Genomic DNA, 13,980 nt, shown 5'->3' on the forward strand with positions numbered 1-13,980 from the left:
TCCGCTACGATCTTAACCGGTTATTGATGAATTTTACCCTGTGGCCGGGAGGGGTGCTACTCCTGCTTTACAAACTGTTTTGTATAAATGCGTTTTCCATCCACATAAATACTGCAGTTAAAAACGCCGTTGGGCAGCTGCTGCACAGGAATGACTTCCTGGTTATTTTCCAGGTCACGCTGCATCACTATCCGCCCGCTCATATCTGAAATCACCATTTTCCGGCTGCGCATTTGTGCGTCCAGGATGTATAGCTGGGTACTTACAGGGTTGGGGAATAACAGGATGCTGTTATTGAGGAATATACTTACGGTGGCAATATCGGAATAGATAACACGACCATCTATAGTTTGCAGTCGTACGCGATAATGAACGAACCCTTCTGTCGGCTGGTTGTCTAAGAAATTAAAATTCATGGTCTCCCCAATTGTCAGGGAATCCAGGCTGATCCAGCCTTTGGGGGAAGATCGTTCCCAGTACAGGTTGGTAAGGTGCCAGGTACTGCCGAGAGTAAGAGACAGCAATACTTTATTATCAGTTGTTTTATCTGCCAGCAGGTTTTGCACATAACAGCCCACGCCCTGCTGTGAGTAATCAGCGGTATAGCTGCGCATGCCCGTCCAGCCGGCTTTAGCAATGGGACTGACGGCAAAATAGAGGGAAGACGCCATTGATTTTGGAATGAACGTAAAAGTATCACGGGGTTGGCTATACGGAATTAAGGTGCTGCTACCCATAGTATATAGTTGATAACCGGCAGCATCGGGTTGTGCATTCCAGTAAAGCATGACGGTATCAGTACAGTTAAAACCGGTATGAATGGTCAGTTGAGGCGAGACATAGCAGGGCGCACTTATAAAGGAGGTATCTGTTAACGTTAGTTTCAGCAATACCTGTTGGAAAATATCAGGCGTCATCCAGTTATATACACCCTGCGCTACCGGAACGTTTTGTGCTATCGGCAGCCAGGTGTGGCCGCTGTCTGTACTATAGGAAATATCACCGTTACCACTATACGTAGTTTGCCATTGCAGGGGTGCATTTTGTGCCGCAGGCAGGATGTTTTCCGGTGCAGGGTTTTGCCATTGAAAACGTTGCATCGGTGTAAATTCATAGGCAAGGTAAAATGATTGTGTAGCAGTGGATAACTGTGTGCCTTTTATACTGAGATGCAGTTTGCCCGCAATGGGGCGGTCAATGCTGATCTGTTCTGTATTATTGATGCTGTCTCTGCCCCGTTTAGCAGGGGCTTTCAGTGAATCAGCCGCCGGGTAGGCATTGAGCACCCAGGGGAGCCAGGTGTTGTTATCTGCCGTGGTAGCTGCCAGATCCAGGTCGTTTACAAGCGCTTTAACGGCGTTTACAGGCGCCGCGGGATCATTCCAGCACAGCGTAACTTTTACCTGCTGTATGCCTGCCGGTATGCTGATATCGAAGTTGGTTATTTTACCGTTGCTCACTTCCCCTGAGAGTACACGGTTTTCCTGTAATGTTTGCAGGGCGCCTAATGCCTGCAGGTAGCCATAGCCATGCTCATAAGAGGGAAGTATGCCAGCCGGACGCGTGGCGCTATTGAGGATGACGGCTTTGATCAGCGCAGAAGATACCGGGCTGCTATGCTGTTGGCGCCATGCATCCTGCAGCAGGGCAGCTACTCCGGAGGTAAGTGCAGCTGCACCGGAAGTACCATCTTCTCCATAGGCAGCAATTTCCGGTTTGATACGGCCGTCATAAGCAGGGCCCCTGGAACTCAGGGCAATTACCTGTGAAACACCATCTGTGCCGCCTACTGAAATGATATTTTTAGCCTGTTTAAAATTACCGGATAGATTGGCGTAATTGGCAATACCCTGGTACCGCCCGGAAGAGGACGTGTTGTTCCCTATATTGCCGGAAGAATATACATGTACAATCGTATCGGCTTCCCGGATATGCTGATCGTAGGCAACAGCTTCTGCTCCGTAATAATTTTCTATACCGGTGCCGTAGGAATGATTTTGAATCGTGATACCGGATTGTGTGTAATAATTATTATCGTCCGGAAATAAACTGCTGTTGTAATCAGCCGAACTCAGTTTTACTTCCGATGCTACGCCCTGCCCGTTCATACCGCTGTTAGCTGCACCGCCAATCAGTGTGGCCATAATCAGTGCATGCGAACTACTCGATGCAGAAGCATAGTTAGAGGGGAGATACCTGCCCTGTAAATCAATATCTGTGGTATCAAAACGATCTTCTTTAACGGAAACGGCTACACGTTTTCCGCGTACAAGTGGAAACTGTTGTTGTGCAATACGGATGCTATTGATAGTAAGATTGCTGGTATTAATGATGATTTCCGGTTTAGGATGCCTTACCATATCAGCAAATAGTATAGCAGGCTGACTGATAAATTCCTGCCAGTGTTGCTTTTGAACCCGTACTACGGCTACAGAAAATCTGTCGGAATACATACGTATACTGGCATGGGCCAGTTGTTCATTCCGCTTGAAAGATACCTGGAGCGTTATACTGTCCGTGTTATTGGCCTTTTCCAGCTGTTGCAGTAAAGCAACACTCGCTTTGTAATTGGCATTGGCATGATAAGCGTATAAAATACTACTGTCTTTGGGTAGCTGTTGTATTATATAGTGGTAGCGGGTAATAGGCTGTATCAGTCCACATTGCCGCAGTACGGATGACGCGGGTATCTTTTTAAATTTTACAAGGAAAGGAGAGATGGGGTGTGCATCCGAAAATGTATCCGTCGCATACCGTTGGGGAATGCTATCGGTTGAAATTTTTTGCTGTGCAGCGGTGCTATAACAGTAGCATAGCACCAAAGTTAGCAGGGTCCATATTTTCAGGGTATTTGACTTCATGCAGGATGATGACAACAGTTCAAGGATTTTGGTTTTGTGTTGCTACTTAAAGCTACTGTATTTACTTTTTCGACACAATTTTATAAGGATAAAAACAAAATATTTTTTTTAAGTAAAACGAAAGTTGTAATATTGAAAGGGGAAATCCCGAGCGTAAATTTCAACAAAATCTGAACAAATCTAAACAACGAGCTGGAAAACCATTTTACTAGTAAGTTAAACAGTTGAGCAAGTTAATCAGTCGAGCAAGTCTTTGTAGCCGGAAAGAGCCGGTATTACTGAATCATCGCCAAGCCATTAGAAATAGAATGCCGTGTAAAACAGGCATTTAGCTATTGTATGCATCCAAAAACGAGAGCACACCTAAACCGTGGTTTTTTGGAAAGATAAACAAAGCTGGAGCAGTTGCATTTGAGGCAATAAGCCGATAGTGTTACAAGTGTATTTTATGCACTTGTAAATATCTTTTCGTGCTTTATTCCGCCACAGATCACTGCAGACATTTGGTATTGTTAACAGTTGCTTGTTTGCAGGAACAGGCAATATGGATATCTTTTTTTCTAAACCAAAACCAAAATTTGAATCTATGAGAAAACAATCAATTCCTGTCCTTTGCTGTATGGCAGCTACTTTCCTGTTTGCGTCCTGTTCGAAAAACGGCGCACAAAAAGAAGAAGTAAAGCCAGACCCAGTATCAGCAGAGGTGTTAGCCCAGATTAAAGCCAACGGTTTCAGTACCGACAATGTGTTGAAAACAGAAGATGGTTACCTGGTAGAAGGTGACATCCTGCTGAGCGCAGAACAATTGAAAGAAAAAGTAGTAAGTCCTGTTCTCAGGATAGCAAAAGATGAACAGTACCGTACTAATTTACTGGTAACTGCTTTGCCCCGCGTTATCAAAATTAAAGTAACCGGTCTGGGTGCTGCATTTATTGCCGGAACTGATACGGCTATTGCCCGCTATAACAGGCTGGGATTACGTATCACCTTCCAGCGTATTACAAGTGGTACTCCTAACATTACTATCAAAGGATTCAACCAGGGACCAAGTGGTGGTTACATCACACTGGGATCTTCCGGTTTCCCTACCAGCGGTGGTAATCCTTATGCTACCATTAAAATGAACACAAATGCGGCAGCTTATGGTTCTAATCCTAATGTACTCTATGTAGGTTCTGTGATCCAACATGAAGTGGGTCACTGTATTGGTATGCGTCATACCGATTACATGAACCGTGCCTACAGTTGCGGTGGTAGTGCTGTAAACGAAGGTGATGGCGGAGTAGGTGCCGTATGGATTCCTGGAACTCCTACCGGACCTGATGCTAACTCCTGGATGCTGGCCTGCTCTAATGGCGGCAACCGTACATTCAACGCGAATGACATCATTGCACTGAACTATCTGTATCACTAATCGTTGCATGAGCTAATCTGTTAAAGTATTTCCGGCTCCTGGAATTTTTTGATGCTGGAGCAGCATTATTACGGGATCTCTCTCCCGGAATAAATACTGTTATCAAAAGATTTCAGGCCGGAAATACTGTTTTTACAGCCCCTCTGATTTATTCTCCGGTACATCCCGCCTGTTCATCTATAATTTTTGTCTTTCCACCGCATAATCGAAATCTTTAGGACAGATCAAAAATTGATGCGATGGAAAACACCCGTAAAAAATTCCTGAAACAACTATTCATCAGTGCCACCGCAGTGCCTGTGCTGATAGAAGCCTGTAAAAAAAGTAACACAACAGATCCTGTCGGAAATGATGGTGCCTGTACTGTATCTCCGGAAGAAACAGACGGCCCTTATCCCCTGTACACCAGCCGTGGATCATCCATACAACGTGTGGATATCACCGATGGTAAGGATGGCATACCACTATCTATCGTTCTTGATGTGCTGAACACAAACGATAGCTGTAAACCATTGGCAAATGCAAGAGTAGATATCTGGCATTGTGATAAGGATGGCTATTACTCGGGTTATAGTAACAGGGGCTACCTGGGTAACCAGGATAATACGGCACTGGTGTTTTGCAGAGGACTGCAGTACACAGATGCTGCAGGACAAGTGAAGTTTACGTCTGTCTATCCCGGCTGGTATGAAGGCAGGGTCACGCATATTCATGCACAGATATATGTGGATAACAAGTTGAAATGCACTACACAAATTGCCTTCCCGGATGATATCAATACAGCGGTGTATAAAACAACTTTATATGCAGCACACGGGCAAAATACCAGCATCGCCAAAAACAGCGCGGACATGGTTTTCAGCGATTCTTTGTCCGGCGAACTGGCCACTGTAACAGCCAACAGCAGTGGAGGATATGATCTTGTTCACCATCTTTATGTAGGAGGTTGATATGGGTAAAACAATGATCAGACTGGTCATTCGCCAGGTGATTGATGCTACAGGTACTACCAACTTTGCAAAGCAGGTATTCCATGATTCCTATGAAGAATTTCTGCTGCAATCACAGGTGTATAACCAGGCAGCACAATACCGGACTTTTGCGGAAATAGTGGCACAGCAACCCAAAGCCAATTCCCTGCACTATAAAACAGGGTTTGCTGTGGGGCTGTATATTCAGTCACTGAACAAACTGGTGCCCGATACCTGGGATACGTTGGGGAATATCCAGTTGTCTTTCGATCGCCACCAGTTCAAAATAATAGCGTCTGATACGCAGGACCGGCAGGCGCATAAAGTAGCGATCCTGTATTATACGGCGCCACTGCTGCTCCACAGCATAATAGGAGATTACCTGCTGTTAGGGTTTCATGATACCACAGATGCGTTTACGCTAAAGTTAAGTGAGCATATTTCGATTTGTAATTATGAGGAGAATGCTTAAACCAGCTATTTACTGTTGTTTCCAGTCACGGATAAAGTCGCTGTAACTGTCACTTACAGGTAGTTCCGCTGCGGAAGAGAGTTTCACTTTCCTGTTAATAACGGCACGTACTTTATCTACTGCCACAATATAACTGCGGTGGATTCTCCGGAACCTGCCTGCCGGCAGCTTTTCCATCATTTTTTTCAAGGTCATCAGGGTGAGTACCGGCGCCCGTTGAGTAAGATGTATCCGGATATAGTCCTCCATACTTTCTATGTATACAATTTCATGTAACGGTATTTTCACCATGTGGTAGGACGAATGCACCAACAGGCTTTCCGTAGCAGGGGGCTGCTGCTGTTGCCGCAAATAGGTTTGTGCTTTTTGTACGGCTTTTTCAAAACGTTGAAACGGAATAGGTTTGAGCAAATAATCGATGGCATCCAGCTCAAAACCTTCGTAAGCATATTGCCGGTAAGCGGTGGTGAAAATGATCATAGGGTTGCTGGTAAGGCCCCTGGCCAGATCCAGCCCGTTTACATCTGGCATGTGGATATCGAGAAAGATAAGATCTACCGGTACCTGGCGCAGGTATTCGGAAGCCGATATGGCATCTTCAAAAGTATGCAGCAACTTCAGCCAGGGAAATTCCTGTGCGTAGGTCTTTATCACCTGCAAGGCGGGTGGTTCATCATCTATCGCTATAAATTTTATCTCCATCCGTTATACCTGTAATTGTAATGTAATCGCATAAGCGCCATTGTCTTCACTGATCTGCAATTCATATTTGTCAGGATATAAATGATCCAGTCTTTGCCGGGTGTTGGAAATACCAATGCCCGTACGGCTTGTATCCCGTGTAATTCTGAACAGTTTATTGCTGCAGAAGAAATGAATATGATTTTCAGAGGTATTCAGCTGTATATTAATTTCAGATGGCTCATGGTTACTCACTCCGTATTTGAAAGCATTTTCCAGGAAAGGGAGTAGTACCAGTGGTGCAATACATTTGATACCCGGACTGCCAGTCACAGAAAAGTTGACCTTTGTTTTGGTGGTGAGCCGGAGTTTCTGAAGATCTATATAATCACGTAGACAATCAATTTCACTTTCCAGCAATACATAGTCGTGCCGGGTATCTTCCGTCACATAGCGGAGCATGTTGGATAACTTCATAATGCTCATGGCCGTATTTTCATTACGGGTCATGGCAAGAGAATAAATATTATTAAGGGTGTTAAACAGGAAGTGTGGGTTGATCTGGGCTTTTAGAAAGGATAGTTCTGCCTGAGTTTTGCGGGTTTCTGCGTATAGGGCTCTTTTCTCGGTTTGCCGCCAGCGGCGGGTAGTTTCGGTGGCAATACTGAGTGAAATGGTGAGCAGGAAAAGAAAGTCACTAACCATATCTACTTTCACGGGCGGTTTACCAGGTGGTTGCATGCCGGCTTCTCCATGGTCTGGTGGCATGGGCGGGTGCCAGCGCATTTCATGGGGCGGATGTGGTAACCGGGTAAACAGATGATCGAAGGGCCGCATATAATTGACCATGATCAGCAGCAGGAAAACTGCCAGAAAGTATAATAGATATTGCTTCCGGAAGTACAGCCGGGGAAACAGGAAAGTGGTATGGAAGTAGAATAATGCAATATAGGTTACCAGGAACACCAGGTAATCTGTTGAAAATAAAATGGAGAGTGCCTTACGGTCGCCCGTTTGCCCGCTGATAAACAGCAGGGGTAAACTCAGGCATATCAGCCACCCTGTAATGTGTGCTATTACTACCGAGGATTTTAACCGGAACATTTGCGACAGATAGATATAGGGATGAAATTCTGGTAATCTGTTCAGATAATCTACGGGATCTCTGTAAATACCTGCTTTATGTCGATGAATGATAGGAAACACCGGGTTATCTTTTCCACCCTCCCCGAATTATAGTAAATTGCCTGTTTTATAAAAAGAATATCAGATATGTTGCAACGAATCGCGAAACCTGTGCTGTTATTAGTACTACTCGTACTTGCGCGGCAAGCTTATGCTACAGAAGGAATGTGGCTGCCACAGCTGCTATCCGGTCTCAATGAGAAAGAGATGAAAGGAATGGGCATGAAAATCAATGCCTCGGATATTTATAGCATCAATAAAGGTAGTCTCAAAGATGCCATTGTCAGCTTTGGCGGCTTCTGTACAGCAGAAGTGATCTCTGAACAGGGATTGCTGCTCACCAACCACCATTGTGGCTACGATGCTATTCAAAAGCATTCCTCCCTGCAGAATAACTTCCTGGAAAATGGTTTCTGGGCCAAAACTGCCGTGGAAGAACTACCTAATCCGGGCCTCTTTGCCACCTTTATTGTACGTATTGATGATGTTACCAAAGCCGCTCTGCAGGATGTAAAACCCGGCATGAGTGAAAGAGAACGGCAATCTGCGATAGACAAGCGTTTAAACGAAATTAAACAGGCTGCCCGCAAAGAAAGCTGGCAGGATGCGATGATAAAACCATTTTATGAAGGCAACCAGTATTTTCTGTTTGTAACAGAAACTTACCGGGATGTGAGACTGGTAGGAGCGCCGCCTTCTTCTATCGGTAAGTTTGGGTCAGATACAGATAATTGGGTATGGCCGCGTCATACAGGCGATTTCTCGATGTTTCGTATCTATGCGGGCAAAGATGGCCGCCCGGCTCCTTACTCGGCTGATAATGTGCCTTTAAAGCCTAAATATGCATTAACCATTTCCCTGAAAGGCGTAAAACAAAACGACTTTACCATGGTGATGGGTTTCCCGGGTCGTACCACGGAATATCTGCCTTCTGAAGCAGTAAAACAAACAGTGGAAGTGGTAGATGCTGCTAAGGTAGAGATGCGGGATGCTGCCCTCAAAATCATAGATGGCTACATGCGCAAAGATCAACAGATCAAAATTCAATATGCTGCCAAGTATGCCGGTACGGCCAACTACTGGAAAAAATGGATGGGGGAAATGCAGGGCGTGAAACAAACCAATGGCATTGGTAAGAAACTGCAATATGAAGCCAGTTATCGTCAGCTGATGGAAGCCAACCCGCTATGGAAACAAAAATACAACGGCGTACTGGATTCCCTGAATGCTTATTATCTGCAGATACAACCCTACGCACAAACCCGTGACTACTATAGTGAACTGGTGAAAAATGTGGAACTGTTTACGGTAGGGGATCGCCTGATCACTTTCCTGAATGATGTACATGAAAAAGGGGAGGGGCAATACGAAACCATGCGCGAACAATTCCTGGCAACGATGCAGCCGTTTTACCAGAACTACAATGCAAAAGTAGATCATGATATTTGTGCCAGTCTCACGAACCTCTACGCCAAAGGTGTACCATCACAATATGCCGGCAGCGAATTTGCACAGATCTGGCAGGAGAATAATAAAGACGGCCGCGCAATGGCGGATAAGCTGTATGCTTTATCCGGTTTAACATCTCTCGAAAAACTGAAAACATTTGTACAGCAACCCTACAATACGGTAGTGGCGCAAATGTGGAAAGATCCTGCAACCCGCCTGGTAATGGCGATGCGCAAAGGATTTGTGGATAATGTAAGCAAGCCGCTGGCCGATATTCAATCCAATATCAATAACCTGCAACGTACCTATATGCAGGCGCAGATGGATGTGATGGGCAGCAAAAAAAGCTTTTATCCGGATGCCAACAGCACCCTCCGCATAACATATGGTAAGGTAGATGGCTATAATCCACGTGACGCTATTCACTACGATTTTTATACCTACCTCGATGGTGTGATGGAGAAATATATTCCCGGTGATTATGAATTTGATGTGCCGGCCCGACTGATTGAACTCTACAAGAAAAAAGACTATGGTCGTTATGGCGTAAATGGTAAAATGCCGGTTTGCTTCATTGCTTCCAATCATACTACCGGTGGTAACTCTGGCAGCCCTGCACTGGATGCTTACGGACACCTGATCGGCCTTAACTTTGACCGTACCTGGGAAGGTACTATGAGCGATATTAACTATGATCCTACTATCTGCCGTAATATCATGGTAGACATCCGTTATGTGCTGTTTATTATTGATAAATATGCCGGATGTACGAGATTGGTGGATGAAATGAAGTTGATGTAAGCTTTTTTAGCTTTTAGCAGTTAGCTTTTAGCTTTTAGTAAAAATGCAGCGAAGATCATCATCTGTTGATCTTCGCTGCATTTTTACTAAAAGCTAAAAGCTAAATCTTGCATTCGTACACAATAGAGCTGCACTGATCTACTACTTTCAATCCTTTTCTGTAAGAACGGAAACCATGGAAAAATCCCTGGAACAGGCGGCTTTTACCTGTTTTGTATTTTTCGCTGAGTAAGCTTACATAGAAGCCATCAAATACCATCGGGTGTTTTTTTACCAGCTTTATTTTGTGTTGCGTTAATAATTTCTCCATAGATCCCGGTGAAAAATGATACAGATGTCTGGGGACATCATAGGCCGCCCAGTATTCTTTGTAGTAACCAGCATCGGAAGAGGTGTAGTTGGGAACCGCAATGAGCAGGGATCCACCTGGTTTCAGTAATGTGCGGATATGATCCAGGTAGCCGTGCAGTTCATGTACATGCTCCAGTACGTGCCACATGGTGATCGCATCAAATTGCTGTGCAGGTAAAGTATATAACTCCTCAATAGGGAGTGCTGTGATATTGTAAATTTCTTTGGCGTTCCGGCGGGCATTTTCATCTGGCTCCAAACCGGTTACTGTCCATCCGCCTACCTGCATATAATGAAGGAAAGCGCCGGTGCCACTACCTATATCCAGCAAAGTACCTTGTTTGATACCGGCGGCATTGCGCACCCAGTTTTGCTTGGAGCGCAGCGTAATCTTTCTGACGCTGTGATATAAACGGTTAATGAGTCCCTGTTTCGTTTCAGAATGAGAAATATATTCCTGCGACTGGTAATAGCGGCCTATGTGCGCGCTATCCGGTACGTTTTGTGTAAACCGGCCACCACAGCCTCCGCAATGGAAGATATTGAATGTTTCTTTTGATACAGTATAGTCTTTGGCAGTAAGCGCTTCATGTATTTGTGATGAACCACAAAGCGGGCAGTTGTTGTGATAGATTAAACTCATTTGATTATTGAATACGCTTATATAATTATTTATACTCTCCCCATACTTCTCTCAGTACATCTGCTATTTCGCCCAGTGTGGCTAAATGTTCCACTGCTTCCACAACCAGCGGCATCAGATTTTCACTGGTGCCGGCAGCGTCTTTGATCCGTGTCAGGGAACTTTGTACTGCTGCATTGTCGCGGCGTGCCCGTAATGACTGCAGACGTTCTGATTGCAATATACGGATGCTGTCATCGATGCGGAAAACTTCCGGCGCTACCTGGTCGGCCGCCGTAAATTTATTGACACCGATGATAATTTTTTCATTATTCTCAATTTCCTGTTGGTATCTGTATGCGCTGCGGGCAATTTCATCCTGCACAAAGCCTTGCTCAATGGCACTGACAGCGCCGCCCATGGCATCAATTTTATTAATCAGCTCCCAGGCCTTGCTTTCTACTTCATTGGTCAGCGCTTCTACATAAAAAGAGCCGGCCAGCGGATCTACCGTATCAGCTACACCACTTTCGTAGCCAACAATCTGCTGCGTGCGGAGAGCAATACGGGCAGCGGCTTCTGTAGGTAACGACAACGCCTCATCGTAGCCGTTGGTATGCAGTGATTGGGTACCTCCCATGGTAGCAGCCAATGTTTGGATGGCTACCCGCACAATATTATTCTGCGGCTGTTGTGCAGTCAGTGTGCTGCCGCCTGTTTGTGTATGGAAACGCAACATCTGTGCTTTGGGATCTGTAGCGCCCAGTGATTGGGTGATATGCGCCCACATACGCCTGGCTGCACGGAATTTAGCTACTTCTTCAAAAAGATGATTATGTGCATTGAAAAAGAAGGATAACCTTTTTGCAAAAACGTTGATGTCCAATCCTACTTCCAGGGCTACTTTCAGATAGGCTTTACCGTTAGCCAGCGTAAAGGCCAGTTCCTGCACGGCGTTAGCGCCTGCTTCCCGGATATGATAACCGGAAATGGAGATGGTGTTCCACTTGGGGACTTCCTTGCTGCAATAGGCAAAAATATCCGTGATCAAACGCATAGAGGGTTTGGGCGGATAAATGAAAGTGCCTCTGGCCGCATATTCCTTCAGGATATCATTTTGTATGGTGCCGGAAATTTTTTTCAGATCCGCTCCCTGCCTTTTGGCCAGCGCAATATAAAAGGCCAGCAGTATAAACCCGGTGGCGTTGATGGTCATGGAGGTAGATATCTGTTCGAGAGAAATATCTTTAAACAATATTTCCATATCCTCCAGCGAATCTATGGCTACCCCCACTTTACCTACTTCTCCCTCAGACATGGGATGATCAGAATCATAGCCTATCTGTGTAGGCAGATCAAATGCCACACTCAGTCCCATTACACCCTGACTTAACAGGTAATGATAACGTTTATTCGATTCCTCCGCAGTACTGAATCCGGCATATTGGCGCATGGTCCACAGCTTATCGCGGTACATGGTAGCGTGTATGCCCCGGGTATAAGGAAAGCTGCCGGGTTGTTCTTCCATAGCCACCGGCTGGGTATACAGCGGTGCTATAACGATGCCCGAATCGGTTTGAATGGTCTTTTCCATAGTATCTAAAACTAGCGTTGCAATGTTACATAATTATTATGGTACTTCGCCGCTGAGAAAAATATTGATAATTTGTGTGAAAGTTGGCTGGCTATTATGATCATTTACTGTTTATTAGGCATTACCCTCGCGTTGGCGCTGTATAGTTTATACCTGGTATGGAAAGCTGGCAGCAGGCCGTTGTCAGCAACTTACACTTATTTGTTGCTGGGCCTTTCAATGGCGGTGTTTCTGTATTTGTATGGTACCTGGGTATATCTGTCCATTTATACCGGCTATGTTTTCGGCGGTTTATTACTGGCCTGTTGTGCAGCTTACGTGTTGCGTAAACATGATCACGCTGCCAAACCTACACCCCGCTGGAAAAAGCGGAGCAACGTTGTACTGTCCGCTATATTCATCTTACTTAGTGTGCTTTACTTTACCGGCACTACCGGTAAACCGGATACTGTAAAATTGTCGCTGCCATTTAAATCAGGCAAATACTATGTGTTACAGGGAGGTAAAGGATTGCCCACCAATGTATTTCATTATAGTTTACGTGGTGCTGTATACGCGATGGATATTGTGAAACTGAACAGCACAGGTGGCCGTGCGAATAAAATATTTTCCCGTCGTCTGGAAGATTATACCATCTTCGGCGATACTGTATATGCACCCTGTGATGGTCTTGTTATAAGGGCTTACAGTAATAATCCCGACAATATTCCGCCGGCGATGGACCGCGGACCAAAGAATACCAACCAGGTATTACTGGAAACGCCTGGCTATTACGTGTTTATGGGTCATCTTAAAATGGGTAGTGTTACCGTAAAGGAAGGTCAGTATGTAAAACAGGGCGATCCGCTGGGCTGTGTAGGTAATTCGGGCTTTAGTACCGAACCCCATCTGCATATACAGGTACATGCCAAAACAGCCGGCATTCCCTGGTACCAGGGAAAACCTCTTTATATACTGTTTAACGGAAAAGGTTATTTGCTGGATGAAGTGATCCGAACAAAATGATTATCGCATCAGTCGTTTTGCTTCTGCATTGATGATCTGGGAGGTAAGCTCAGCGGGAGATTCACCGGCTTGTAAAAAGACTTCCAGTATCTGTTTGTTCAGCTCCATGGCTGGTGCATCTGGTGCTAATTGTACCGCTACCTGGTTGATGACGGAAATGGTTTGTTCCTTTAATGTTTTTACCGCTTCCCAGGTCATGGCAGATACATAGATCTGCTGCGTTACATTATGTTCGTATTCTGCTTTGATATTTTGCACCATCGCTATCTGCATGTCCACAGCCAGTAAGCCCGGCTGATAGATGCGCCCGATCAGGCTTTGCGGCGTAATCCGGTCTACATACAATGCCATCCGCTCATACGCCTGCAACTGCAAAGGCAGTACTGCTGCGTTTGTCGTGGGCTGTTTCTCTTCTGCAGCCGCATCTTGCGGCTTATTTTTTTTGAAAAGATCTTTTATGGTCGGATATACGATAGCTATTGCGCCTACTGCAAGGGCCACATACAGGAAATTAGTCAGATTCACATCCATCTTTATACTTTATGCGCACAAATATATAATAATATTATATATA

11 protein-coding genes are annotated in these 13,980 nt (G+C 45.1%); 5 read left to right on the forward strand and 6 right to left on the reverse strand.

Annotated elements, in window-relative coordinates; all coding sequences use genetic code 11:
• Positions 1 to 56: 56 nt before the first annotated feature.
• Complete coding sequence (locus AC1DP6_RS04600) at positions 57 to 2,861, reverse strand: S8 family serine peptidase (protein ID WP_477053776.1); 2,805 nt, start codon at positions 2,859 to 2,861, stop codon at positions 57 to 59.
• 586 nt (positions 2,862 to 3,447) lie between these two features.
• Here AC1DP6_RS04600 and AC1DP6_RS04605 point away from each other — a divergent pair.
• The 3 genes from AC1DP6_RS04605 (at position 3,448) to AC1DP6_RS04615 (ending at position 5,718) form a co-directional block, all read left to right on the forward strand.
• The gene (locus AC1DP6_RS04605; protein WP_477053777.1) at positions 3,448 to 4,275 is read left to right on the forward strand and encodes a M57 family metalloprotease; all 828 of its coding nucleotides are present in this window, start codon (positions 3,448 to 3,450) and stop codon (positions 4,273 to 4,275) included.
• Positions 4,276 to 4,514: 239 nt separating this feature from the next.
• Positions 4,515 to 5,225 carry a dioxygenase family protein gene (locus tag AC1DP6_RS04610; protein WP_477053778.1) on the forward strand — a complete coding sequence of 237 codons (711 nt, stop codon included), beginning with the start codon at positions 4,515 to 4,517 and terminating at the stop codon, positions 5,223 to 5,225.
• 1 nt (position 5,226) lies between these two features.
• The gene (locus AC1DP6_RS04615) at positions 5,227 to 5,718 is read left to right on the forward strand and encodes a hypothetical protein (RefSeq protein ID WP_477053779.1); all 492 of its coding nucleotides are present in this window, start codon (positions 5,227 to 5,229) and stop codon (positions 5,716 to 5,718) included.
• Positions 5,719 to 5,727: 9 nt separating this feature from the next.
• On the opposite strand, the gene AC1DP6_RS04620 is transcribed toward AC1DP6_RS04615, so the two are convergent.
• Together AC1DP6_RS04620 and AC1DP6_RS04625 are read right to left on the reverse strand one after the other, a co-directional pair.
• On the reverse strand, positions 5,728 to 6,420 hold the full coding sequence (locus AC1DP6_RS04620; protein WP_477053780.1) for a LytR/AlgR family response regulator transcription factor: 693 nt from the start codon (positions 6,418 to 6,420) through the stop codon (positions 5,728 to 5,730).
• Positions 6,421 to 6,423: 3 nt separating this feature from the next.
• Positions 6,424 to 7,605 carry a sensor histidine kinase gene (locus AC1DP6_RS04625; RefSeq protein ID WP_477053781.1) on the reverse strand — a complete coding sequence of 394 codons (1,182 nt, stop codon included), beginning with the start codon at positions 7,603 to 7,605 and terminating at the stop codon, positions 6,424 to 6,426.
• 66 nt (positions 7,606 to 7,671) lie between these two features.
• Here AC1DP6_RS04625 and AC1DP6_RS04630 point away from each other — a divergent pair, with 66 nt between their 5' ends.
• Positions 7,672 to 9,834 (forward strand): S46 family peptidase, encoded by a 2,163-nt coding sequence (locus tag AC1DP6_RS04630; protein WP_477053782.1) that lies wholly within the window; start codon positions 7,672 to 7,674, stop codon positions 9,832 to 9,834.
• A gap of 100 nt (positions 9,835 to 9,934) precedes the next feature.
• Here the strand turns inward: AC1DP6_RS04630 and AC1DP6_RS04635 are convergent, their stop codons facing one another.
• The gene (locus tag AC1DP6_RS04635; RefSeq protein WP_477053783.1) at positions 9,935 to 10,828 is read right to left on the reverse strand and encodes a class I SAM-dependent methyltransferase; all 894 of its coding nucleotides are present in this window, start codon (positions 10,826 to 10,828) and stop codon (positions 9,935 to 9,937) included.
• Between the two features lie 25 nt (positions 10,829 to 10,853).
• Positions 10,854 to 12,401: an acyl-CoA mutase large subunit family protein gene (locus AC1DP6_RS04640; RefSeq protein ID WP_477053784.1), complete on the reverse strand. Its 1,548-nt coding sequence runs from the start codon at positions 12,399 to 12,401 to the stop codon at positions 10,854 to 10,856.
• A 96-nt stretch (positions 12,402 to 12,497) separates the two neighbouring features.
• Here AC1DP6_RS04640 and AC1DP6_RS04645 point away from each other — a divergent pair, with 96 nt between their 5' ends.
• Entirely contained in the window at positions 12,498 to 13,406 is a 909-nt protein-coding gene (locus AC1DP6_RS04645) for a M23 family metallopeptidase (protein WP_477053785.1), read from the forward strand.
• Here AC1DP6_RS04645 and AC1DP6_RS04650 read toward each other — a convergent pair whose 3' ends face one another.
• Complete coding sequence (locus AC1DP6_RS04650) at positions 13,407 to 13,937, reverse strand: DUF7935 family protein (protein ID WP_477053786.1); 531 nt, start codon at positions 13,935 to 13,937, stop codon at positions 13,407 to 13,409. It lies immediately after the preceding gene.
• Positions 13,938 to 13,980: the final 43 nt, after the last annotated feature.

This window comes from Chitinophaga sp. 01L420 (assembly GCF_056399985.1).